Here is a 24,188-nt window from a genome sequence, read left to right as displayed (position 1 = left end):
AAGAGGCTCGCAATCGGCAGCGCCACCGGCACCCCGGCGAGATCGATGTCGAGGGCACCGCCGGTCAGCGAATGCAGTTGCCGGTAGCGGCCCTGGAATCGGTCCGGGTCGCGGTAGTCGTGCAGCGTGCGGTGGCGGAGGTCCACCACCCAATAGCGGCGGATGCCGGCGCGGGCGTACTTCGCGAGCTTTACGCCCAGGTCCAGGGCCAGGCTGGAATCGGCCACCTCGATCACCAGCAGCACGTCGTCGCCGGTGGGGTTGGCGCTGCGGTAGAAGTCCTCGCGCTGCTGCAGCACCGACAGGTCCGGATACAGCTCGGTGCCGTCGTCCAGCACCACCGGCCCCTGGACGCGGACGATCGCCCGTCCCGCCAGGGCTGTCGCGAATCGCATCGTCAGGCTGTCCGTGGTGCCCTGATGGGGCGGTCCGATCGGCGTCATGTCCCGCATCTCCCCGTCGATGAGCTCCACCCGGTCGCCGTCGCCGAAGCAACCGGCCTCGATCATCCGGTGGAACTGCTCCACGCTGATGCGGTGGATTGGGCTGTGCAGGTCGTGGACGAGCACGATGGGGTCCCCTCTGGGGTGTTGTGTCGGCAGAAGACTACCAGACCAACGGGCGTGCAGGCGCGGAACCGGTGGTGGCAACCGAGCTGGAATTACGGTGACACTTTACCATTTACACCAATTCTAGTTCTCTTGGGTCATTCTACTTGGAAGAGGGCCGACCACGCTTGCCAGGACGAAGAGTTGGGCCGAGACGTTTCTCAAGTTCGGCGAGTTCATGCTCACCCATCAATGGTCGCCCGATGGTCCGACCCCTTGTGAGCCCGGCAACCGGTTCAGGGTCCACCGGCATATCCAAGAACGCCGCGAAATTCTCGACGCGTTCCAGTAGAGGTCGAACAGTCACCAAGCCGTCGTCTTGGCGCCGGAGATGTGCGGGCGTGCTGGACCGAGGCCAATCGGCAGGCGTCGCAGCGAGCCTCGCCTTGACGGGATTCAAAGCCACGTAGCGGAAAGCTGCCATCAAGTGAGATTCATCCATTGCGACACAGCCGAACCGCTCTTGAAACAAATGGTCTGTGACCCGCAATCTTGCGTTGATGTATCCGCTGTATCGACGATATGTTTCGCCGACGGCGCGCGACGACCCCATCTCGTCGGAGGGTACGAGAATCAAGTGAACATGGTTTGACATCAGGCAGTAGGACCAGGCTTTGACACCGTTTGACCGACATGCCTGGGCTAGCCATCTCTGTAAAGCGCATCGTCGTCATCCTCCATGAACACCCGTTGGCGCCTGTTGCCACGTTGGGTCACATGGTGGGGGATGCCGGGTACGGTGATTCGTGGAAGCCGAGACATGCGCCGAGCGTAAGCCGAGAGGGAAACGGTGGAAATGGTAAAGTATCACCGTAATTCGTAATTCGCCCGCCGACGCTGGCCCTGCTCACCGCCGGTGCCTTCGGCATCCGCCGCTGGCGCAGGCAGCGCGCCGCGTCCTAAGTCGACGGCATCGCGGCCGCAAGCGTCGCCACGGCCGAGCGCGCCGTGGGAGCGCCATCCGGCTGTGACGCGCCGCCGCGGCGTCAGGCGCCTGCTCCAGCCTCAGGTGGACCCGCGTCCCCGAGGTCGACGACCGCGAGTGCCGTAACCCGCCCAAAACGCCGGTCGTTAGTGAGGAACCGATGCCCATCCGCCGGCAGTGTCAAGGCGCTGGCGGCCTGCAGCGCATCCGGTGTGCGCAGCCCGTCGCGGGCGTGAAGCGTCAGGGCCTGTTCCACGACCCCTGCGTCCAGCTCGATGACGAGCAGGTCACCGGCAGCGAAGAAGGCGCGGTACTCGGCGATCAGCTCGGTGGCGCCGTCGCGAATCGGCTTGACCAGGCATCCGAGCAGGCTCAACCGCGAGACGGCTAGGCGCGCGTCGGGGAAGCGCTCGCGCAGCTCGCGCAGGGTTGCCGCCACGCGGGCGGTTGCCGCCACGCGGGCGTGGAAGGCGGCCTCCGACTCGATCAGGTAGATGACCGCGCAGGCATCCAGGAACAGGATCACCCGTCGCCGTCCCAGGCGTCGCGCTCGCGCGCCAGCGCGGCGTCGATGTCCGCCTTGGATCGCGCCGGATGGGCGCGGCCCGCGGCGGGCTTGTCGAGCCAGTCCCAGGCGCTGGGCCTGCCGCGGATTCGGGCTGGCCGCGGGCCAGGCGCCGGTAATCGTCGACGCTCATCACGACATAGCGGGGCCGGTTTTGCTTGATCACCTCAACCGGTCCATCTCGCAGCAGCTCATCCACCGCGGAGATGCCGCGGCGCTTGATCTCTTGCGCGGGTATCGTCTTCATCGTCTGCCACCGAAGCCGAGGGTACCCAAAACAGTACCGACAGCCTAGCGCAAGGAAAGCTCGGCGCACCCGCGACGGGGCGACGGTATCCCAGAGACAACAACGACCAAAGCCCTCTTGATCGGCTGGCACGTCGCCGACGGAGCGCGGCGATCTCGGCAGCAAGCAGGCCGGTGATCGCGGCAATGGCTGCATCGTCGAGACCGGTGTGGCCCAGCGGATTCCGTCTGGTGCCGAGGCAGAGGCTCGGCACGAGTGCGTGGACGTTGGAGCCCGGATGCAGGGAGGCGGACATCCCCGGACCCGCGACGCGACGCTGGAGCGTCTGCCCGTGCTACGCTGGAGCGTGGGAGCCAGGCGGCAGCAAGATCAGTGGCTTACGTGCTCGCAGACGGCGGATGCGCTGCGCTTGTCCGCCCTACACCGGATAACTTCCCGGTCTGCGCAGCACGTGGGGGCTTGAGGCCCCGACGGCGCCGCTTCGCGTCTTCCTTCGCGGCTTCGCGGCTTCTCGTGAGCCCTGAGCCCAACACGCGCCGCAAAGCCGCGCACGCGCCTCAGAGCCCGGCCGCGTCCCGCAGTGCCTCGGCCTTGTCGGTGCGCTCCCAGGTGAATTCCGGGATCTCGCGGCCGAAGTGGCCGTAGGCGGCGGTCTTGCGGAAGATGGGCTTGACCAGGTCCAGCATCTGGATCAGGCCGTAGGGGCGCAGATCGAAGAACTCGCGCACCAGGAGCGCGATGCGGGACTCGTCGATCTTGGCCGTGCCGAAGGTCTCGACGCTGATCGACGTCGGCTCGGCCACGCCGATGGCATAGGACACCTGGATCTCGCAGCGGTCCGCCAGGCCGGCAGCGACGATGTTCTTGGCGACGTAGCGGCCGGCGTAGGCGGCGGAGCGGTCCACCTTGGATGGGTCCTTGCCGGAGAAGGCGCCGCCGCCGTGGCGGGCCATGCCGCCGTAGGTGTCGACGATGATCTTGCGCCCGGTGAGGCCGCAGTCGCCGACGGGGCCGCCGATGACGAAGCTGCCGGTGGGGTTGATGTGGATCTTGGTGTCGCTGTGGATCCACTCCTTGGGGATGACGGGCAGGATGATGTTCTCCATCACCGCCTCGTAGAGGTGCTTATAGTCCACGTCCGGGTCGTGCTGGGTGGACAGCACCAGCGCGTCCACGGCCACCACCTGGCCGTCGCGGTAGCGCATGGTCACCTGGCTCTTGGCGTCCGGGCGCAGCCAGGGCAGCACGTGGCTCTTGCGCATCTCGGACTGGCGCTCCACCAGGCGGTGCGCGAACGTGATCGGGGCGGGCATCAGCACGTCCGTCTCGTTGGTGGCGTAGCCGAACATCAGGCCCTGGTCACCGGCGCCCTGCTCCTCGGGGCTCTTGCGGTCCACGCCTTGGGCGATGTCGGCGGACTGCTTGCCGATCAGCGACATCACCGCGCAGGTGCTGCCGTCGAAGCCCACGTCCGAGCTGGTGTAGCCGATGTCGTTGACGACACCGCGCACCAGGGTATCGAAGTCCACCCAGTGGTCGGTGGTGATCTCGCCGGCGACGACCACGGCGCCGGTCTTGATCAGGGTCTCGCAAGCAACGCGGGCGTGCGCCGGATTCGGGTCGTTGGCCAGGATGTCGTCGAGCACGGCATCGGAGATCTGATCGGCGACCTTGTCGGGATGGCCTTCGGAGACGGATTCGGACGTGAAGAGGATTTCGTTTGGCATAGCACTCGTTGGGGCGCCGCTTGGGCGCTCTTGGTGGCTCGGGTGGGATGGGATGACGGCACCGCGTGGGACTGCGGCGATTGGAAGTTCACCATGGTAACCGAGCCGGACCGCGATTGAACAGGTGTCCGGGCGCGGCGCCGCCCCGCGCGTTGGGTTACCATACCCGACTGTTTTTCAGCGGAATCAGCATTCCCCCCAACGCTTACCAGGAGGCGGCGATGGTGTCTCTCGAAACCCCCGTGTGCGACTTCGGTCAGCCTGCCCCGGACTTCTCCCTGCCCGGCGTGGACGGCAAGACCTGGACCCGCGACATGTGCAAGGGGCCGAACGGGCTCCTGGTAATGTTCATCTGCAACCACTGCCCGTACGTGAAGGCAGTGCGCGAGCGCATCATTCGCGACGCGCGCGAGCTCGCCGGGCTCGGCATCGGCTCGGTGGCCATCATGTCCAACGACCCGGCCGACTACCCGGAGGACTCCTTCGAGAACATGCAGCGGGTGGCCGCCGAGTACGACTTCCCGTTCCCCTACCTGTTCGACGAGAGCCAGGCGGTCGCCAAGGCCTTTGGCGCCATCTGCACGCCGGACTTCTTCGGTTATGACGCGAGCCTCGGCCTCCAGTACCGCGGTCGGTTGGACGAGAGCCGCAAAGAGACCGCGCCGGCGGACGTGCGCCGCGATCTGTTCTTAGGCATGCAGCAGGTGGCCGAGACCGGGCATGGCCCGGCAGAGCAGATCCCGAGCGTCGGTTGCTCCATCAAGTGGCGGCAAGGCTGAGCCGATGTCAAGAACACCGATCGCGGCTTCGCGTCACCCGGCTGTCGTCCGTTGCGCCGGCAAAGGACGCCCGACAATCAGGCGGTTATGGCGAGCGCGGCGTCGGGCTTCGCTCCCGCACCAGACCTGTGGCGGTTTGCTTCACGGGCGCTGAGTGGTGCCCGCGACCGGGCGCGCCGGAGCCCGGTTTGGTCGCGCCGGTCGGTTGCGCTTGCCCAAAGCTTACCGAAATACTTAATATTAGTAAGTTATGAACGACGCGGCGTCGCGGGCGGCGCCCCGAACTGGTCACGATCTGGCTAAACCGCGCATTTTGCGTAAGAATACGCGGCCCATTGCCTTCGTCACGACGCGCCGATCCAGGCGCCTGCGACGGGCCGCAATCGTCCGAATCACTCGTGTTCGGCCGTAGGCGGGTGCCTCAGCCACGGCTCGGACGCGGTTGCAGCTCTGCCGCGAGGTCTGTTGCCCATCACCACGAAATCGCCCGCGGGCCGTCGGCCCGACGGACAGCCTGCGCGGGTGATCCAAGAGCATTCGCCACTCAAGAACCGACAACCTGACCGAGGAGAGATCCTTATGTCCTCACGCAAAGAACTCGCGAACGCGATCCGCGCGCTCAGCATGGACGCCGTGCAGAAGGCCAAGTCCGGGCATCCGGGCGCGCCCATGGGCATGGCCGACATCGCCGAGGTGCTCTGGAACGACTTCATGCAGCACAACCCGGCGAATCCGCACTGGGCCGACCGCGACCGCTTCGTGCTCTCCAACGGTCACGGCTCGATGCTGATCTACTCCCTGCTGCATCTGACCGGCTACGATCTCAGCATCGACGACCTCAAGCAGTTCCGCCAGCTCCACTCCAAGACCCCGGGCCACCCCGAATACGGCTACGCGCCGGGCGTCGAGACCACCACCGGCCCGCTCGGCCAGGGCATCACCAACGGCGTCGGCATGGCTCTGGCGGAGAAGGCGCTCGCCGCGCAGTTCAACAAGCCGGGGCACGAGATCGTCGATCACCACACCTATGTCTTCCTCGGCGACGGCTGCATGATGGAAGGCATCTCCCACGAGGCTTGCTCGCTGGCCGGTGCGCTGGGTCTGGGCAAGCTGATCGCCTTCTACGATGACAACAACATCTCCATCGATGGCGAAGTGCGCGGCCACGGCGAGACCCCGGCCTGGTTCCTGGACGACACGCCGAAGCGCTTCGAGGCCTACCACTGGCATGTCATCCCGAAGGTGGACGGCCATGATCCGGAGGCCATCAAGGCCGCCATCGAGGAGGCCCGCGCCGTCACCGACAAGCCGTCGCTCATCTGCTGCCAGACCATCATCGGCTACGGCTCGCCAAACAAGCAGGGCAAGGAGGAGTGCCACGGCGCGCCGCTGGGCGACGATGAGATCACGCTGACCCGTGAGGCGCTGGGCTGGACCCACCCGCCGTTCGAGGTGCCGGCCGAGATCTATCAGGCCTGGGACGCGAAAGAGCGCGGTGCGGCCGCCGAGCAGTCCTGGAACGACAGGTTCGCCGCCTACAAGGCCGAGTACCCGGCCGAGGCCGCCGAATTCATGCGCCGCATGGCCGGTGAGCTGCCGCAGGACTTCGACGCCAAGGCCTGGGAGTTCATCAAGGCCGTCGACGAGAAGGCCGAGAAGATCGCCACCCGCAAGGCGTCGCAGAACGCCCTGAACGGTTTCGGCCCGATGCTGCCCGAGCTGCTCGGCGGCTCCGCGGACCTCGCCGGCTCCAACCTGACGCTCTGGTCGGGCTGCAAGGGCATCGGCCCGAAGGACGCCTCCGGCAACTACCTCTACTACGGCGTGCGCGAATTCGGCATGTCCGCCATCATGAACGGCATCACGCTGCATGGCGGCTTCAAGCCCTACGGCGCGACCTTCCTGATGTTCATGGAATACGCCCGCAACGCGGTGCGCATGGCCGCGCTGATGAAGATCAACCCGATCTTCGTCTACACCCACGACTCCATCGGCCTCGGCGAGGACGGCCCCACCCACCAGCCGGTGGAGCAGGTGTCGATCCTGCGTCTGACCCCGCGCATGTCCACCTGGCGCCCCTGCGACGCGGTGGAGAGCGCCGTCGCCTGGAAGCTCGCCATCGAGCGCAAGGGCGGCCCCACCGCGCTGATCTTCTCCCGTCAGGGCGCACCGCACATGCCGCGTAGCGAGGACCAGATCCGCGCCATCGAGCGCGGCGCCTACGTGCTCAAGGACTGCGACGGGCTGCCCGAGGCCATCATCATCGGCACCGGCACCGAGGTGGAGCTGGCCGTGCAGGCCGCCGATCAGCTCGCCGCGCAGGGCCGCAAGGTGCGCGTCGTCTCCATGCCCAGCATGGACGTCTTCGACGCCCAGGACGCCGCCTACAAGGCCATGGTGCTACCGGAGAGCGTGCCGGTGCGTGTCGCCGTGGAAGCCGGCGTCTCCAACTTGTGGCCCAAGTACGTCGGCATGCACGGCAAGATCATCGGCGTGGATACCTTCGGCGAGTCCGCGCCGGCGCCGGAGGTCTACAAGGAATTCGGCGTTACCGCCGAGGCCGTCGCCGAGGCCGTCAACAGCCTCCTCTGAAATGAGGGGCTAGGGACTGGGGGCTAGGGGCTAGGGGGCGGAAACGACGCTTCCCGGCCACCCGCCTCCACGAGCGTTTGGCGCCGCCCAAATCACTTTTTCCAACCACTCTCCAGCTCGGAGTATTCGAAACATGACCCTGAAAGTTGGCATCAACGGCTTCGGCCGCATCGGCCGCATGGCCTTCCGCGCGATCACCAAGGAATTCCCGAACATCGAGGTGGTCGGCATCAACGACCTGCTGGACCCCGACTACCTGGCCTACATGCTCAAGTACGACTCGGTCCACGGCAACTTCCAGGGTGACATTGCCGTCGACGGCAACAGCATGATTGTCAACGGCAAGGCCATCCGCCTCACCGCCGAGATGGACCCGGCCAATCTGAAGTGGGACGACATCGGCGCCGAGCTGGTTATCGAGTGCACCGGCTTCTTCCTCACCGAGGAGACCTGCCAGAAGCACATCGCCGCCGGCGCCAAGAAGGTCGTTCAGTCCGCCCCGTCCAAGGACGCGACGCCCATGTTCGTCTACGGCGTCAACCACGGAAGCTACGACGGTCAGGCCATCATCTCCGCCGCCAGTTGCACCACCAACTGCCTGGCGCCGGTGTCCAAGGTCCTGCATGACACCTGGGGCATCAAGCGCGGCCTGATGACCACCGTCCACGCCGCCACCGCCACCCAGAAGACCGTCGACGGCCCGTCCAAGAAGGACTGGCGCGGCGGCCGCGGCATCCTGGAGAACATCATTCCGTCCTCCACCGGCGCCGCCAAGGCCGTCGGCAAGGTGCTGCCGGAGCTCAATGGCAAGCTCACCGGCATGGCCTTCCGCGTGCCGACCTCCGACGTCTCCGTGGTCGACCTGACCTGCGAGCTGAGCAAGGAAGCCACCTACGACGACATCTGCGCGGCCATGAAGGCGGCCTCCGAGTCCGGCGACCTCGCTGGCGTGCTCGCCTACACCGAGGACAAGGTGGTCTCCACCGACTTCCGCGGCGCCAACACCCCGTCCATCTTCGACGCCGGCGCCGGCATCATGCTGGACCCGACTTTCGTCAAGGTCGTCTCCTGGTACGACAACGAGTACGGCTACACCTGCAACATGCTGCGCATGGTGGAGCACGTCGGGAAGTAATCGGCTAGCTGCTAGTTCAGCACGGCAGATTTGTCGAAGCCAGTCGTTGTCGTGGTCGTAATCGTGGTCGTAGTCGTATCGGTGATCGATTACGACCACGACCACGACCACGACCACGATAACGACGGCGGGTTGTCCCGGACGGTTCGTTTACGACCTACCGAGTAAGGGACTGGCGTAGGGCGGATACGCGAAGCGCATTCGCCGTTTTCGGCTACCCGGTAGCCGAGCCATCTGGAAAGCGCGTCAGCGCTTTCCAGATGGCTTGTACAACACGACACCATTGAATGAGGCAGAACACATGTCCTTCACCAAGCTCACCGACCTCGACCTCGCCGGCAAGCGCGTGCTGATCCGCTCCGACCTCAACGTTCCGGTCAAGGACGGCAAGGTCACCTCCGATGCCCGCATCACGGCGTCCATGCCCACCTTCGAGCACTGCCTGAACGCCGGCGCCAAGGTGATGGTCATGTCCCACCTGGGCCGCCCGGAGGAGGGCGTCTACTCGGAGGAGAACTCGCTGGCGCCGGTTGCCGCCGACCTCAGCGCCAAGATGGGCCGCGAGGTGCGGCTGGTGAAGGATTACCTGGAGATGGCCCCCGAGGTCGCCGACGGCGAGCTGGTGCTGCTGGAGAACGTGCGCTTCAACAAGGGCGAGAAGAAGGACAACGAGGCGTTGTCCAAGCAGTATGCGTCTCTGTGCGATGTTTACGTCATGGACGCCTTCGGCACCGCCCACCGCGCCCAGGCCTCCACCCATGGTGCCGGCAAGTTCGCGCCGGTGGCCTGCGCCGGCCTGCTGCTGGCCGAAGAGCTTGACGCCCTGAACAAGGCCCTGGCCGACCCCAAGCGCCCGATGGTCGCGATCGTCGGCGGCTCCAAGGTCTCCACCAAGCTGACCGTGCTGGAGTCCTTGTCCGAGAAGGTGGACCAGCTCGTCGTCGGCGGCGGTATCGCCAACACCTTCATCAAGGCCGCCGGCCACAACGTCGGCAAGTCCCTGTGCGAGAACGACCTGGTCGACACCGCCAAGGCCCTGATGGAGAAGATGACTGCCCGTGGCGCCACCATCCCGATCGCCACCGACGTCGTGGTCGGCCAGAAGTTCGACGAGAACGAGCCGGCGGTGCAGAAGAAGGTCGACGAGGTTGGCGACGACGACATGATCTTCGACATCGGCCCCGACAGCGCCAATGAGCTGGCCGAGATCATCAAGCAAGCTGGCACCGTGGTCTGGAACGGCCCGGTTGGCGTGTTCGAGTTCGATCAGTTCGGCGAGGGCACCAAGACCGTGTCCATGGCGATTGCCGACACCGACGCCTTCACCCTGGCCGGTGGCGGCGACACCATCGCAGCCATCCAGAAGTACGACATCTACGACAAGGTGTCCTACATCTCCACCGCCGGCGGCGCCTTCCTGGAGTTCCTGGAAGGCAAGACGCTGCCCGCGGTGGCGATGCTGGAAGCCCGCGCCAAGGACTGAGTGCCGGCGGGTAGGCCGGGCCGACGTTAGGAGGCCCGACGCCGGGCGGATGACGATACAGCGCCCGCCGGGCTTGGTACCTCAGCACAACGTACGGTGAGCCTCCAACGGCCCCAAAGCCTAATCCCGAGCAGCGTAAAACCAGTAACCAACCCATGCCACGAAGAACAAAAATCGTCGCCACCCTCGGCCCCGCCACCGATGCCCCGGGCGTGCTGGAGGGCATGGTGGCCGCTGGCCTCAACGTCGCCCGGCTCAACATGAGCCACGATGGCCACGACCGCCAGCGCCAGCGGGTGGAGCGGGTACGCACCGTCGCGAAGGCGACCAAGACGCCACTCGGCGTGCTCATCGATCTGCAAGGGCCCAAGATCCGCATCGGCCGCTTCCAGCAGGGCAGCATCGAGCTCGCCGCCGGCGAGCGCTTCTGCATCGATCTGGACTGCCCGCTGGACTCGGGCGACCAGACCCGTGTCGGCTGCACCTATGCGAACCTCGCCGATGACCTCGCCGCGGGTGATCAGCTCCTGCTCGACGACGGCGCTATCGAGCTTCAGGTGACCGAGATCCGCGGGCGCTGCATCGCCTGCGAGGTCCTGCTCGGCGGCAAGCTCTCCAACAGCAAGGGCATCAACAAGCGCGGCGGCGGGCTGTCGGCGCCGGCGCTGACGGACAAGGACAAGGCGGACATCGCGTTCGCGGCTGAAGTCGAGGCGGACTATCTCGCCGTCTCCTTCGTGCGCAGCGCCGAGGACGTGATCCTCGCCCGCGAGCTCTTCACGCAGGCCGGCGGCAAGGGCGGCGTTGTCGCCAAGATCGAGCGTGCCGAGGCGCTGGAACACGCCACCGACATCATCAAGGCGTCCGACGTCATCATGGTGGCGCGCGGCGACTTGGGCGTCGAGATCGGCGACGCCGAGCTGCCGGCGGTGCAAAAGCGCCTGATCAGCGAAGCCCGCGACCTGGACTGCGTCATCATCACCGCGACGCAGATGATGCAGTCCATGATCGACCACCCGATGCCCACCCGCGCTGAGGTCTTCGACGTTGCCAACGCAGTGCTGGACGGCACCGACGCGGTGATGCTGTCGGCGGAGAGCTCCGTCGGCAAGTACCCGGCCAAGGTGGTGGCGGCCATGGACCGCATCTGCGCCGAGTCCGAGAACTATCGCCGCGTCTCCAAGCACCGGCTCAACACCCGCTTCAAGCGTGTGGACGAGGCCATCGCCATGTCCGCCATGTACGCGGCCAACCACTTGGGTGTGAAGGCAGTGGCCGCGCTGACCGAGTCCGGCAGCACCGTCAAGTGGATGTCCCGGCTCAACACCGGCATTCCCATCTACGCGATGACCCGCTCCGTCCATACCCGCAGAAAAACGACCCTTTACCGGGGCGTCTACCCGATAAACTTCGATGTCGCGAGCACGGACATCCACGAGGTCAACCGTGAGGTCATCGAAGAGCTGCTGCGCCAGGGCACCGTCGTCGATGGCGACCTGGTCATCATCACCAAGGGCGACCGCGGCGGCGTCGAAGGACAGACCAACATCATGAAGATCATGCGCGTCGGCGAGCACCGGCTGCTGGCCGACGACTGACAATACCCAACCGTCAGCAATTCACTCTAGCGACAGAGGAGAGCCCCAATGGCCTTGATTTCACTCCGCCAGCTGCTGGACCACGCCGCCGAGCATCAGTACGGCGTGCCGGCGTTCAACGTCAACAACCTGGAGCAGATGCGCGCCATCATGGAGGCCGCCGACGAGACCGACTCGCCGGTCATCGTGCAGGCGTCCGCCGGTGCCCGCAAGTACGCCGGTGCCCCCTTCCTGCGTCACCTGATCCTGGCCGCCATCGAGGAGTGGCCCCACATCCCGGTGGTCATGCACCAGGACCACGGCACCTCGCCGGCCGTCTGCCAGCGCTCCATCCAACTCGGCTTCAGCTCCGTCATGATGGACGGCTCCCTGGGCGAGGACGGCAAGACCCCGACCTCCTACGAGTACAACGTCGACGTCACCAAGACCGTCGTCGCCATGGCCCACGCCTGCGGCGTCTCCGTCGAGGGCGAGCTGGGCTGCCTGGGCTCGCTGGAGACCGGCCAGGCCGGTGAAGAGGATGGCATCGGTGCCGAGGGCACCCTGGACCACAGCCAGCTCCTGACCGACCCCGAGGAGGCCGCCGACTTCGTCAAGAAGACCCAGGTGGACGCCCTGGCCATCGCCATCGGCACCTCCCACGGCGCCTACAAGTTCACCCGTCCGCCGACTGGCGACATCCTTGCCATCGAGCGCATCAAGGAGATCCACGCCCGCATCCCCAACACCCACCTGGTGATGCACGGCTCCAGCTCCGTGCCGCAGGACTGGCTCAAGATCATCGACGAGTTCGGTGGTGCCATGGGCGAGACCTACGGCGTCCCGGTCGAGGAGATCGCCGAGGGCATTCGCAACGGCGTGCGCAAGGTCAACATCGATACCGACCTGCGCATGGCCTCCACCGGCGCCATCCGCCGTCACCTGGCCCAGAACCCGAAGAACTTCGACCCGCGCAAGTACTTCATCGCTGCCACGGAGGCCATGAAGGACATCTGCAAGGCGCGCTACGAGGCCTTCGGCACCGCCGGCAACGCCAGCAAGATCAAGGTCCTGTCGCTGGAGGCCATGACCGACCGCTACGCCAAGGGCGAGCTCGACCCCAAGGTCAACTAATCTGGATTTTCGCTATCGCGGAAATCCAGATACAAGGAAGAGAGAAGGGCGCTTCGGCGCCCTTTTTTTGGCCCGGCAGCCCCGGCTGCAGGGTTGAGATCACCGACTACCACCAGGGGAGCTGCCTATGATCGGAGTCCCGACCGGCAGACCCCGATGCACCCGGGTGAGATGCTGATTGAGGCGTTCCTACTGCCCATAAGCATCACCCGGCGCGAGCTCGCAACCGCCTTCATGTCCCCTACCAGCGCTTCAACGAGCTGATCAACCGGCGCCGGGGCGTTATCCCGAGGACGGCGCTGCACCTCGCCAAGTGCTTCGGAACGACGCCCGACTTCTGGCTCAACCTGCAAATCCTAACCGCGCGCGGCATCGAGCCCAGCGCCCGTCCCGACCGATCGCCGTTGACCCGTCCCGAATCAGTCGGGCGCTGCCGGCTCACGCGCTTGATGCCTCTGTGGGAGCGCCGTCCTCGGCGCGACGAGCGTCCGGTCGCAGTGTTCGCCTGGTTTCAAGATCGTTGCTGACTGTCCCCGGAATCGCACCCGCCCGATGATCCGGGCGGGCCAGTGACCTACGCAGCGATGCCGAGCGGCTATCGCCCTGCCCAGGGGCGCGCTTGCAGCCCAGCCGGTGCGGCGCTGCCGGCATCCAGGCGCCAGCGGTGGCCGATGAGCTCATAGCGCATCGGTACGGGGGCGCCATCAACCGTTGTCTGCACCGAAACGGCGGTTGGCGAATGGATCCATCGGTCCTCGACCGCCAGCGTGGCGCCGGCGAAGCGTCGCTCGAGGTCGGCACAGACCAGCTCCGAGGCCGGTCCGATGTCGCCCATTTCCGGCGCATCGCCGGTGCAGGTGGCACGTGACGCCGCGGGCAGCAGCGGCAGCGCGGGCGCCAGCTCATCCAGGGCCAGATCGCCCTGTACCGTGGCCGTCTGGCCGACGCCATCCGCCAGATCGAGCATGCCATCGGCCTCGCGCCCGGCTATGCCGACGCCTATGCGTTGCAAGCCTGGATACTGCACTTCGCCGGCAGGCCGGCGCGGGGGCTGGACGCCATGGCGCAGGCGATCCGCCTGAATCCGCGGGTGCCGTCCATCTACCGGTTCGTACGCGGTGCGCTGCACTATGAACAAGGCGACGACGCCCGGGCCATCGACGACCTGGAGCAGGCCGTGTCGATGAACCCCACCTTCCAGATGCTCCAGCTCTGGCTCGCGGCGGCCTACGCCGGGTCGGGCCGCATTGACGATGCCCGCTGGCAGGCCGCCGAGGCCATGGCCCTGAACCCGGATTTCACGCTGGCGCACATCCGCCGCGTCTATCCCATTCGCGATCCGGACTACCTGGAGCGCTTCCTCGGCGACTTGCGCAGGGCCGGGCTCAAATTGGCGCAAGCTCCGAAATACGATGAAAGGCCCTAGAGCACTACTTGGGGTCTTGCAATCAAGCACCCTTGCACCGTTAGAACTCTTTACGGGCGGGCGGTGCTGCTCACTAGTGCGGGGGCGCAGGGGCGCCCAATGTTGCCGTGCTCGCCGGACGACGCGTTCCACCGTCGCCATGTGGATTCCGAAGCCGTCGGCAATGGCCTTGCAGGCGTAGGTGTTCGATGACCCGGTGTAGACGCCAGTCAACAGCCGCATTCCGTTCGCGCTCTTGGGGCTCCGTCTCGGTCGGGATGGCGGAATTGGCTATGCGTAGCTGAACTCGGGACGGGGGAGAAAACGCGGTTTGTGCTTCGTTTCTGTCGGCTTTCGGCGGCCCGACCCAATGTGGAGCCGTCCGGCACTTCCCCCGCAGCAACACCGAACTGGTCCCCAACGGCGACGCCGCGCTCCGACCGCGGTGCTGCGTTGCGCCCGTTTCGCTGAGACCCGGCGGGTAGCTCCGCCGGTACACGGATAAGGGTTTAGCTGATCGCGCTGCCAGTTCACTCTAATGAGAATGCATTCATGTCTGTAGCTCATCGGAACCTCGGAGTCGAGGAGCAGGGGAGGGAGGCATGCGAGCGGGTGCGAACTGGACGGTCCTGACGGTTTCTGCGGTCCTGCTGATGCTGGCGTGGGCGGGAGAAGCCCCGGCGGATCAGTCGCCGCGGCTGATGGGCCACGTCCGCGATGGCGTGTCTGACAGACCTCGTGACCGGTCCAACCATCGCGGCGTTGCAGCGCTAGAGCCGGCAGACGCCACCGCGCCCCGGGCGCCGACACCGACGCCGGGACCGCGTCAGCGCGATCCGAAAGCGATTGCGGAAGGGCAACAAGCGCCGCCGCCGGAGGCTGCGAACCTGTTCGCGGACATCCTCGCCGCCGCCGCCCTGCTGCGCGAGGGACGCGTTGATGAGGCGCTGTCTGCCGCGCTTGCCTTGACCGAGCAATATCCCGACAGCGATGCGTCTTGGGCACTGGCCGGCATCGCCCGGGCGAGGCTCGGCGATCTCGATGGCGCTCAGGACGATCTGGAGCGGGCGCTGGCACTGCATCCCGGTGACCCGGCCGCGGCGGGGAATCTGGCCGCCATCGCATTGCGCCAGGGGCGCATCGACGTCGCTCGGGGCTACTACATGCAGGTGCTATTCCACCAACCTGGTCACGAACAGACGCTGCACAAGCTCTCGCGACTGGAGCAGAAGGCGGGCAACGACGCCGCCGCCGAGGCGCTGCTGGAGCGCGCCATCGATGCCCACCCGCGGCGCCTGAGCGCATACCTCAAACTCGTGAGCTTCTACCGGGAGCGCGGGCGCGGGGAGGAGGCCATGTTGCGGCTGCAGCGGGTGCAGCAGCACTTCGATGCCGAGCCGCAGTACTGGTCCGTGCTGGCCCTGCTGCAGCTTAGTGCCGGCGACGCGCGAGCCGCGGTCGGCAGCCTGAGCCGTCGCGTGGCTCTCGCGCCGGACGCGCTGGGCTATCTCCAACTCGCCAACGCCCGTGCCGCTGCCGCTGATGCGGCCGGGTTCGAGGCGGCACTGTTGCAGGCGCTCGAGTTGCGCCCAAACGACCCCGCCGCCGGACACCTCGTGAGCTACTACCTGGAGCAGGCAGCGGACGATGCGGCGCGGGCGGAGCGGATCGCCCGCGTGCGCTCGGTGGCGCCGGATCGGCCGGAGCTGGTGCGGGCCGCGCCGCCGAGCGCAATGCCCGTCGCGCCGGCAAGACCGAGCGCCCGTTAGCCATGATCCTAGTGCAGCGTTTCACCTAACTTTGCCTTCGTTGTCGTTGTCGTTGTCGTTGTCGTTGTCGTTGTCGTTATCGAGTATCCGATCACGACCACGATGACGAAAACGACCACGAGCAGAGACTTCGACCTGTTTTCTCGGCTCCAGCCCCACCTTGGTTGGCGCCCTGCAAAATTGCCTGAAACGGGGTGCTAGGATGAGGTTGTGCTCGAGCAGGCCGGCAACCGGGTCTGAAATCTTAGTGAAAACTATAATTGGACCAAGGGAAAGTGTTAGGTCACCAGGAAGGTGGCCGCGGTTTGCGAGAGGGAGGACTTGAGCGATGAAACGGATCACGCTGTTGCTGTCCGCCATGCTCGTGGCATTGCTGTTCGCGCCGGCGAGCCTGGCCTACGACAGCGACCTGGCACGGGCCTTTGCGGCCATGATGGAGCCCGTGCAGGGGCAGAAGGCGGGGGCCGCGTTGCATCTGATCACGGCCGAGAAGCTCGTGGCGCGCGTCAGCGCGGGCGAGCCCATCATGGCGCTGGATATCCGCACCCCGGCCGAGGCGGACATTTTCGGCATGTCGCTGCCCGGAACCATGGCGATCCCGCTGAGCGAGCTGTTCATGCCCGGTAACCTGCAACGGATTCCGACCGACCGGATGGTGGTGGTGGTGTGCAAGTCCGGCATTCGGGCCGCCGCCGCGGGCACCGGGCTGCGCATGATCGGCTTCGACAATGTCTACGTCCTGAAGGGCGGGCTCACCGCGTTGAACGCGTATGTGGACCCCATCACCGCGAACGCACCGCCCGCGGCCGCCACTCGCTGAGACGGCGCTCGTCCATAGGCATGGATGCATCCGCCCGCGGGGGCATCCGGCTGTCGCGACCGGGCGTCGATCGGCACTTCGCCTGCCCCCGTGGGAGCGCCGTCCCCGGCGCGACGAGGACGCCGCTCCCACAAGGAGAAGGGCGCTGGCGGGATTGATGATCAGTGCTCGAGATCCGCGGGACGGACGGGGTGCCCGCAGGTCATGACCGTGCCGGGGCGTAGGACGCCGGCTCGTCCTGCCGCAGCCCCAACCGGAACTGCTCGAAGCCCTCGCGCACCGACGCTGCCGGCGCGGGCGTGAGCAGGCTGGCGGCGACGATGGCGGCGGCGCCGAAGACGACGCCTGGCACGATCTCGTAGAGGTCGAACAGCCCGCCGGAGAGCTGCTTCCAGATCACCACGGTGAGGCCGCCGACGATGACGCCGGCGAGCGCCCCGGCCCAATTCATGCGCTGCCAGTACAGACTCAGCAGCAGCACCGGCCCGAAGGCGGCGCCGAATCCGGCCCATGCATAGCCAACCAGGCCCAGCACCGTGCTGTCCGGATTGAAGGCCAGCAGCAGCGCGATCACGGACAGCAGCAGCACGGCGCCGCGGCCCACCAGCACGATTTCCCACTGGCTCGCCCGCGGGCGCAGCAGCTTGCGGTAGAAGTCCTCCGCTAGTGCCGACGACGACACCAGGAGCTGCGAGTCCGCCGTGGACATGATGGCCGCCAGGATCGCCGCCAGCAGCACGCCCGCGATGATGGGGTGGAACAGGGCGTTCACCAGCACCATGAAGATGGTCTCGGGGTCCGCCAGCTCGCCGCCCGCGTGGGCCTGCACCCAGACGGCGCCGGCGAGCCCCACCAGCACGGCGCCGCCCATGCTGAGCGCGGACCAGGTCACCGCGATGCGTCGCGCCGTCGGCACGTCCGCGCCGGAGCGGATGCCGGCGAAGCGCACCAGGATATGAGGCTGGCCGAAATAGCCGAGCCCCCAGGCCGCCAGCGACACGATGGCGATGATGCCGAGCGGCTTGCCCGCGTTGTTCTGCCACAGGGTCAGCAACTCCGGATTGCGCTCGCTCAAGGTGGCGAGCATCGGGCCGATGCCGCCGTCGGCGTTGATGGACCAGACCGGCACGATGAGCAGTGCGGCGGCCATCAGCAGCCCCTGTACCAGGTCCGTCCAGCACACCGCCAGGAAGCCGCCGAACAGGGTGTAGGACACCACGCAGACGGTGCCGACGACCACCGCCACGCGGTAGTCGAAGCCGAACACGGTCTGGAACAGCTTGCCCCCCGCCACCAGGCCGGAGCTGGTATAGAACAGGAAGAACAACAGCACGAAGAACGCCGACACCGCCTGCAGGACGTGGCGCGGATCGCCGAAGCGGTTGGCGAAGAACTCCGGGATGGTCAGGGCGTCGTCGGCGGCGTAGCTGTAGGCGCGCAGCCGTCGTGCCACCAGGAGCCAGTTGAGCCAGGTGCCGAGCAGCAGCCCGCCGGCGAGCCACAAGGACTCCAGACCGGAGGTGAAGGCGAACCCCGGCAGCCCCAGCAGCAGCCACCCGCTCATGTCCGACGCGCCCGCCGACAGCGCCGCGGGCCAGGGGCCGAGCGTGCGACCGCCGAGAAAGTACCCCGATGAGTCCTTCGTGCTGCGGTAGGCCCAGGCGCCGATGGCCAGCATCAGGACCAGGTAAAGAAGAAAGGTGGCGGTGATGGCGGTGTCGAATTCGGGCATGGAGCGGTCCCTGTCGTGGATTCAGCTCGTGGGTGGGAGGTGTGAATGTGGCTGTGGCTAGAGTCGTGCGTCGCGCGCCGCGGCGATGGCGTTGCGACGACGCCCGTCGCTGTCGCGCCGCGCCGCGGGCAGAACATGCAACGCGCGTGGCTCGGCTGCCGCCGCAACGGCCCGAAGCAACCTAACATGCTCGTCCACGGCTTGCATCGGTGCCGCCACGGCCATTTGCGCGCCCGGCGGCGGCTTGCGTTGCGTGGCGCGCGTGCAATAGACCGCGGTTTCAGAGCGCAATACCCCTTCTGCGCGTGGCGGCGTTACCATGCGCGTCGGTGCCCGTCAGCGCCGCGTTGAACCGCGGGCAAACGGCGCAAATTCATACAGTTATGCCAACACTCAGCAGCAAGGCCTTTCGCCAGCAGGTACTTCGGCCCGCCGAGGGGGTGTTTCTGTTTCACCCCCGCGCCATCGAGCGGCTCATCGAGGAGCAGTTCGGCGTCGAGGTGCGCGGCGTCCCCATCCCAAACCTGCCCTACTATCTGATGGCGCGCGAGGCCTTCCTGTTCGGCCTCGAGACCGAGAACGCCGAGGCACTGTCGGTCATCGAGGGGCTGCGGCTGCCCGATTTCGTCATCCTGCTGCCGAGTCCGACGTCGCCGATGACGGGCGAGCGGGGCTTCGCGCGCGTGCGGCTCGACTATTGGTCGCGTGGCTTCGAGGCAGAGGTGGCCCGTGCCTGGCAGAACGCCCGCGACGACAACGACGACGCCGAGCGCTATGGCGCGGCATCCCTGCGCGCGCTCATCGGCGGGCATGCCTTCGCCGAGGTGCGCGATGTGCTGGACCGCGACGGCATCACGCTCTCCATCTGGAACGACGACGTCATTACCCGCAGCTTCGCCGCCATGGTGGTGCGTCTGCGGTACTTCGCGCCCGGTGCCCGCGGCTTCCTGTTTCCGGCCATCGAGGTCTGGCCGGCGGTGGACCACTGGCTGGAGTCCAGCGGTCTGGACCTGCCGCAGCCGCGCCGCGACGGCCGCATGCCGCTCCTGCTGGTGAAGAGCCGGCCCGGCCGCGGCACTTTGCCGGCGACGCCGCCGCTGCTGCCCACCGGGCTGCCCTTCGGCGCCACCGATCCGGATCTGCCGCAGGCCATCGCCGAGGCTGCCCGCGCCCGGCAGCCGGAGCAGGCGCCGGACGCCGCCGGCTGCAACGCCGACACCGCTGCCGAGCCGGCACCGGCCCTGCGAGCCCTGGACGAGGATCTGCCGCCGTCCCTGGCGGGGCTTTATCTTGCGGCGCTGGAGCGCGGCTCGCGCATCCACCGGCGCAAGGGCTGGCTCAAGCGGGTGCGTGACGATCTGACCGGCGCCGCGCGGCGGCTCGTCGCCCGCTTCATGATGCTGCCCGGCTTCGACGACATCGGCTTCGCGCCCGCGCCCGGCAGCGCCGGCTACTGGCACAGCCTGGGTCTGTCGCTGTTCGAGTACGTCATCGGTTGTGCTCAGCGGGCGGAGTTCGAGGGCCGCTTCGCCGCGTCGCTGCGCTACCTGGGCGAGGCACGGCGGCTCGCGCAGCGCCTGAGCCGGCCGGCGCGCTGCGCCCCGGCGGCCATCGAACAGGCCATCGCCGAGCGCGAGGCCGCGGCCGAGACGCACCTCGCGGATCTGCTGGCTGCCAAGTGGAAGCTCACCCCGGCCACTGCGGAGGAGCTGGAGGCGCTGATCCGGCGCCTCGCCGCCGAGGACCGCTGCCGCTTCGGCTCGGAGCCGGCGCGCACGTTGCTCAGGAACCTCGAGCAGGCGCTCGCCGAGCACCGCAGCGATTACTACCGCCTGCGCCTGGGGCACTGGTTGCTCAGTCTCGGGCGGCAGCGCCTCAGCGAGCCACTGCCGTTCCAGACGCTGCTCAAGGCGCTCAGGGCCATGGACACCGGGCGTGCGCGGCTGGACGAGATGCCCTGGCCCATCGCCGACGTGGAGCGCTTCGGCCGCGTGCTGGACAGTCTGCGGGCGCGGGTCACGGCCAGACTCGACGCGCAGCTCATGCCGCGGGTGGCGCAGGCCATGCGCGAGGCGGACTTCGTGCCGCGCGACCACCGCGAGCGCGTCGCCGCGCACAAGATGCAGCAGGAACTGCTGGACGTCATCAAGCAGCGGCGAACGCTCAAGTTCACCGACGTGCGCGACATCGTCGCGCGCAACATTCTCAGGCTGCCGGACCCGACCCTGGCGGAGTTCTTCCGTGGCGACCGCCTCGCGCGCTTCGACCGCACCGCGGCGCGGGCGCTGCCGGGCGTCTATCGCCGTGGCGAGATCTATATCAAGGGGTTGCAGCAGCTGAGCGCGCCGCTGTTCGGCACGTCGCTCGGGCGCATCCTGTCGCGCTATCTGCTGGTGCCCTTCGGCGCCGCCTACCTGCTGCTGAAGAGCATCGACCTGCTCATCGGCATGCTGCCGCACGACGCCGCGGTCATTCAGCTCGCCATCCCCATGCACATCGTGCTCTTGGGCGGGCTCAGCAGCCTGGTGATGCACACCGGCATCGGCCGGCACATCGCGCTGGTGCTGTGGCGGGGGCTGGTGGCGGCGCTTCGCTTCGTCTTCTTCGACGGCCTGAACCAGCTCCTGCGCTGGCCGCCGCTGGCGGCACTGCTCAGCACCGGACTGGTGCGCGGCATCGGCCGCCACCTGGTGCAGCCGCTGTTGATCGGCATCCTGCCGCTGATCCCCATCTACATGCTGGCGGTGTTCGTGGAGGAGGTGCCCATCCAGCCCGGCTTCTGGCTCGTCGTGCTCGCCTTCGCTCTCGGCACGCTCGCACGCAATACGCCGGCGGGGCGGCGCTTCCTCGATAACCTGAGCACGCGCGTCGGCGTCTATCTCCGGCGTATCAACCAGACGCTGGTGGTCGGCCTGATCCAGTCGCTGCTGACCTTCTTCAAGGAGGTCAACCGCGGCTTCTCCCAGCTTCTGTACCGGGTGGACGAGGCGCTGATGCACCACCTGGGCGAGCGCGTCGAGGGCGCCGTTTTCAAGGTGCTCGTGACCCCGGTGTGGCGCCTCGCCGAGTCGCTGATCCAGTTCTACGTGACCGTGCTCGTGGAGCCGCAGGTGAACCCGGTGAAGCACTTTCCCATCGTCAGCATCGGGCACAAGCTGTTGTTGCCCTTCCTGCCGGCCATCACCGCCGCCTTCGTCGACGTCAGCCATTCGATCCTGCCCAAGGTCGTCGCCTATCCGCTGGTGACCCTCACCATCGTGCTGCTGCCGGGCCTGTTCGGCTTCTTCGTCTGGGAGCTGAAGGAAAACTGGAAGCTCTACCAGGCCAACCACCGCGAGGGACTCGCCGCCGCCAACCACGGGCCGGACATGCTGCCGGGGCTGGAGCATGGACGTGGCGGCGCGGCTCCACTGCCGGTGGAGCCTGCCGCCGTCGGCCCGCACGGTGAGAGCGTGCGCGGGCTGATGGCCCGCGGCTTCCATGCCGGTGCCCTGCCCAAGGGCTTCGACCGGCTGCGCCGGGTGCTGCGTGCCGAGATGCGCGATCAGGAACCCCATCCGCGCCGGCTGCTGCGCGCGCAGCGTCAGCTCCGCGAGGTGGAGCACGCCTTCTGCGTCTTCTTCGACCGCGAGTTCACCTATGCGCTGCGCGAGCGCTGCCGCGACCCAAACTGCTGCCTGCAACGGGTCGAGACCGGTACCCCGCGCATCGCCACCAACCTGGTGGAACTGGCGGTGGACATCCACCCCGGCGCGAGGCGTGACGGCCGCGGGCCGCGCCTGCCGGAGATCCAGCCGCAGTCGGGCGGTGGCGAGCCGCTGCGCCTCGGCATCCGGCTCTTCTACCGCGCCCCGCGCGTGCGCGTGGAGACCGAGCTCATCGGCCACGCCGAGCGCATCGGTCCCTACTGCTGGTCCCTCATCGCCGCCGACCTCCAGCTCTTCGCCGGCCGCGCCGGTGCCGACCTCAAGACCCTGGAGCTCGGCTTGCCCGCCACCGCCGCCGAGCCCGGCCCACTGCGCGCCGTGGCCTAGTCTGGGCGCCCCTGGGCGCGCCAACTTTCAGTCGGCGTCTGGGGTCGCCGACTTCCGGTCGGCGGGTGCCATGTGCCGCCATGGCTGGCGTTGGCGTGCGCCGGGTTTGCGAGTGGCACATGAGGCCGCCTGCCCCCGGCCGGGGCCGAGTGGAACTCGACGCCCTCAGGGGCGGCCTTGGGTCAGGGCCAGAGGGCGTGGAAGTGGTGGGTCGGGCCGTGACCGTGGCCGACGTCGAGCTGGTCGGCTGCGGCGATGGCGGCAGCGACGTACCGCTTGGCCTGTTCGGCGGCGAGGCGGATGTCGCCGGTGACGGCGAGGCGGGCGGCGAGGGCGGAGGAGAGGGTGCAGCCGGTGCCGTGGGTGTTCTGTGTCGCGATGCGCTCGGCTTCCAGCCAGAGATCGCCCTGGGGTGTCGACAGCAGATCCGGGCTCGCGGGGCCGGGTAGGTGGCCGCCCTTGAGCAGCACCGCCCCGCTGCCACCGGGCGGACCGAGCGCCCTGAGTGCGGTGGCCATGGCGGGCATGGCGTCGCGCGTGCCGGGCTCCGGCTCGCCGAGCAGCACAGCTGCCTCCGGCAGGTTGGGGGTCAGTACGCTGGCCAGCGGCAGCAGGCGCTCGCGCAGCACGCGGACGGCGGTCTCGGCCAGCAGCCGGTCGCCGCCCTTGGCGATCATCACCGGGTCCAGCACGACCTGCGGTGGGCGGTGGCGCGCTAAGGCGTCGGCAACGGCCGCGGCGATGTCGGCGCTGCCGAGCATGCCGATCTTGACGGCGTCGACGCGGATGTCGGCGAACACGGCGTCGATCTGCGCGGCGACGAAGTCTGCCTCCACCAGCCGCACGCCGGTGACGCCTTGGGTGTTCTGGGCGGTCAGCGCGGTGATGACGGTCATCGCGTAGCAGCCGTTGGCGGCGATCGCCTTGAGGTCCGCCTGGATGCCGGCGCCGCCGCTGGGGTCGGAGCCGGCGATGCTGAGCACGTTGCGGATGCCCGGCCCGGTCATGCCCGGTCCTCGTCGCGATGGCTTGCAATGGCCTGACGAAACGCCGCGGCTGCCGCTTGCGGATCTGAGGCGGCGCAGATGGCGGAGACGATGGCGAGGCCATCGCAGCCGGCGTCCAGCACGCCCGGCACGTGCGCTGCGGTGAGCCCGCCGATGGCCACCGCCGGCAGCGGTGTCGCGGCACGCACCTTCGTGAGTCCGTCGAAGCCGAGGGGGGCGGCGTGGTCCGGCTTGGTGGCGGTGGCGAACACCGGGCCGATGCCGACGTAGTCGACGTGCAGGCCCGCAGTGGCACGGGCGTGCTCGGGGGTTTGGATGGACAGCCCGACGATGGCGCCCGGCCCCAGCGCGGCGCGGGTGGCCGCGATGCCCTCGTCCGCCTGGCCCACATGCACGCCGTCGGCACCGATGGCGGCGGCGACGCCGATGCGGTCGTTGACGATGAGCGGCACGCCGCTGCCGGCCAGCGCCGCTTTGAGCGCCCGGCCCTGCGCCACGAGCTCGGCATCCGGCGCGTCCTTGTCCCGCAATTGCACAACGCTCGCGCCGCCGTGCACCGCGGCCAGCACGGTCTCCACCAGTCCGCGGGCGGCGCACAGCACGGGGTCGGTTACCAGGTAGACGGACAGGTCCAGGGAGCGGCTCATGG

Annotated in this window: 19 protein-coding genes and 1 pseudogene; 10 read left to right on the top strand and 10 right to left on the bottom strand. The window is 67.7% G+C overall.

Translation table 11 applies throughout. The features are described 5' to 3' along the window. From LJE69_RS15985 to metK, 5 genes and pseudogenes are all read right to left on the bottom strand, one after another. Positions 1 to 569 (bottom strand): Uma2 family endonuclease (locus LJE69_RS15985; protein ID WP_296926926.1); only part of this gene is annotated, 569 nt, incomplete at its 3' end. Between the two features lie 142 nt (positions 570 to 711). After that, entirely contained in the window at positions 712 to 1,206 is a 495-nt protein-coding gene (locus LJE69_RS15980; RefSeq protein WP_296926930.1) for a transposase, read from the bottom strand. 388 nt (positions 1,207 to 1,594) lie between these two features. After that, a complete protein-coding gene (locus tag LJE69_RS15975) occupies positions 1,595 to 2,059 on the bottom strand; it encodes a PIN domain-containing protein (protein ID WP_296926923.1) in 465 nt (154 codons plus the stop codon). Between the two features lie 136 nt (positions 2,060 to 2,195). Continuing rightward, positions 2,196 to 2,345, bottom strand: a pseudogene (locus tag LJE69_RS15970) (type II toxin-antitoxin system prevent-host-death family antitoxin); the annotation flags it as partial. Positions 2,346 to 2,902: 557 nt separating this feature from the next. Next, positions 2,903 to 4,072: a methionine adenosyltransferase gene (gene metK, locus LJE69_RS15965; RefSeq protein ID WP_296926921.1), complete on the bottom strand. Its 1,170-nt coding sequence runs from the start codon at positions 4,070 to 4,072 to the stop codon at positions 2,903 to 2,905. Positions 4,073 to 4,293: 221 nt separating this feature from the next. Between metK and LJE69_RS15960 the strand changes: the two genes are divergently transcribed. From LJE69_RS15960 to fba, 6 genes are all read left to right on the top strand, one after another. Then, a complete protein-coding gene (locus LJE69_RS15960; RefSeq protein WP_296926918.1) occupies positions 4,294 to 4,851 on the top strand; it encodes a thioredoxin family protein in 558 nt (185 codons plus the stop codon). A gap of 579 nt (positions 4,852 to 5,430) precedes the next feature. Beyond that, a complete protein-coding gene (gene tkt / locus LJE69_RS15955) occupies positions 5,431 to 7,443 on the top strand; it encodes a transketolase (protein ID WP_296926916.1) in 2,013 nt (670 codons plus the stop codon). A gap of 133 nt (positions 7,444 to 7,576) precedes the next feature. After that, positions 7,577 to 8,578 (top strand): type I glyceraldehyde-3-phosphate dehydrogenase, encoded by a 1,002-nt coding sequence (gap, locus tag LJE69_RS15950; RefSeq protein WP_296926914.1) that lies wholly within the window; start codon positions 7,577 to 7,579, stop codon positions 8,576 to 8,578. 301 nt (positions 8,579 to 8,879) lie between these two features. After that, the gene (locus LJE69_RS15945; protein WP_296926911.1) at positions 8,880 to 10,061 is read left to right on the top strand and encodes a phosphoglycerate kinase; all 1,182 of its coding nucleotides are present in this window, start codon (positions 8,880 to 8,882) and stop codon (positions 10,059 to 10,061) included. 155 nt (positions 10,062 to 10,216) lie between these two features. After that, positions 10,217 to 11,659 (top strand): pyruvate kinase, encoded by a 1,443-nt coding sequence (gene pyk, locus LJE69_RS15940; protein WP_296926909.1) that lies wholly within the window; start codon positions 10,217 to 10,219, stop codon positions 11,657 to 11,659. A 48-nt stretch (positions 11,660 to 11,707) separates the two neighbouring features. Continuing rightward, entirely contained in the window at positions 11,708 to 12,772 is a 1,065-nt protein-coding gene (gene fba / locus LJE69_RS15935; protein WP_296926907.1) for a class II fructose-bisphosphate aldolase, read from the top strand. 595 nt (positions 12,773 to 13,367) lie between these two features. Here the strand turns inward: fba and LJE69_RS15930 are convergent. Beyond that, the gene (locus LJE69_RS15930) at positions 13,368 to 13,784 is read right to left on the bottom strand and encodes a hypothetical protein (RefSeq protein ID WP_296926905.1); all 417 of its coding nucleotides are present in this window, start codon (positions 13,782 to 13,784) and stop codon (positions 13,368 to 13,370) included. On the opposite strand from LJE69_RS15930, the gene LJE69_RS15925 reads away from it, so the two are divergent. Then, entirely contained in the window at positions 13,677 to 14,198 is a 522-nt protein-coding gene (locus LJE69_RS15925; RefSeq protein ID WP_367114693.1) for a tetratricopeptide repeat protein, read from the top strand. The two genes, LJE69_RS15930 and LJE69_RS15925, sit on opposite strands and share 108 nt — an antisense overlap. Before the next feature lie 581 nt (positions 14,199 to 14,779). Continuing rightward, a complete protein-coding gene (locus tag LJE69_RS15920) occupies positions 14,780 to 15,946 on the top strand; it encodes a tetratricopeptide repeat protein (protein ID WP_296926903.1) in 1,167 nt (388 codons plus the stop codon). Positions 15,947 to 15,967: 21 nt separating this feature from the next. Here LJE69_RS15920 and LJE69_RS15915 read toward each other — a convergent pair whose 3' ends face one another. Beyond that, positions 15,968 to 16,288, bottom strand: a complete 321-nt coding sequence (locus LJE69_RS15915) for a hypothetical protein (RefSeq protein WP_296926900.1) — start codon at positions 16,286 to 16,288, stop codon at positions 15,968 to 15,970. Here LJE69_RS15915 and LJE69_RS15910 point away from each other — a divergent pair. Beyond that, positions 16,275 to 16,766: a rhodanese-like domain-containing protein gene (locus LJE69_RS15910; protein WP_296926898.1), complete on the top strand. Its 492-nt coding sequence runs from the start codon at positions 16,275 to 16,277 to the stop codon at positions 16,764 to 16,766. The two genes, LJE69_RS15915 and LJE69_RS15910, sit on opposite strands and share 14 nt — an antisense overlap. 202 nt (positions 16,767 to 16,968) lie before the next feature. Here the strand turns inward: LJE69_RS15910 and putP are convergent, their stop codons facing one another. Beyond that, positions 16,969 to 18,498, bottom strand: a complete 1,530-nt coding sequence (gene putP, locus LJE69_RS15905) for a sodium/proline symporter PutP (protein WP_296926896.1) — start codon at positions 18,496 to 18,498, stop codon at positions 16,969 to 16,971. Between the two features lie 383 nt (positions 18,499 to 18,881). On the opposite strand from putP, the gene LJE69_RS15900 reads away from it, so the two are divergent. Next, a complete protein-coding gene (locus LJE69_RS15900; RefSeq protein ID WP_296926894.1) occupies positions 18,882 to 22,532 on the top strand; it encodes a sulfite exporter TauE/SafE family protein in 3,651 nt (1,216 codons plus the stop codon). Positions 22,533 to 22,714: 182 nt separating this feature from the next. On the opposite strand, the gene thiD is transcribed toward LJE69_RS15900, so the two are convergent. Continuing rightward, positions 22,715 to 23,539, bottom strand: a complete 825-nt coding sequence (gene thiD, locus LJE69_RS15895) for a bifunctional hydroxymethylpyrimidine kinase/phosphomethylpyrimidine kinase (RefSeq protein ID WP_296926892.1) — start codon at positions 23,537 to 23,539, stop codon at positions 22,715 to 22,717. Then, positions 23,536 to 24,186 (bottom strand): thiamine phosphate synthase, encoded by a 651-nt coding sequence (thiE, locus tag LJE69_RS15890; RefSeq protein ID WP_296926890.1) that lies wholly within the window; start codon positions 24,184 to 24,186, stop codon positions 23,536 to 23,538. The genes thiD and thiE overlap by 4 nt, the downstream gene beginning before the upstream one ends. Between the last annotated feature and the right edge of the window lie 2 nt (positions 24,187 to 24,188).

It is taken from the genome of Thiohalocapsa sp. (genome assembly GCF_022340605.1).
In the GTDB taxonomy this organism is placed as follows: domain Bacteria; phylum Pseudomonadota; class Gammaproteobacteria; order Chromatiales; family Chromatiaceae; genus Thiohalocapsa.
This window is presented reverse-complemented; position numbering and strand designations above follow the sequence as displayed.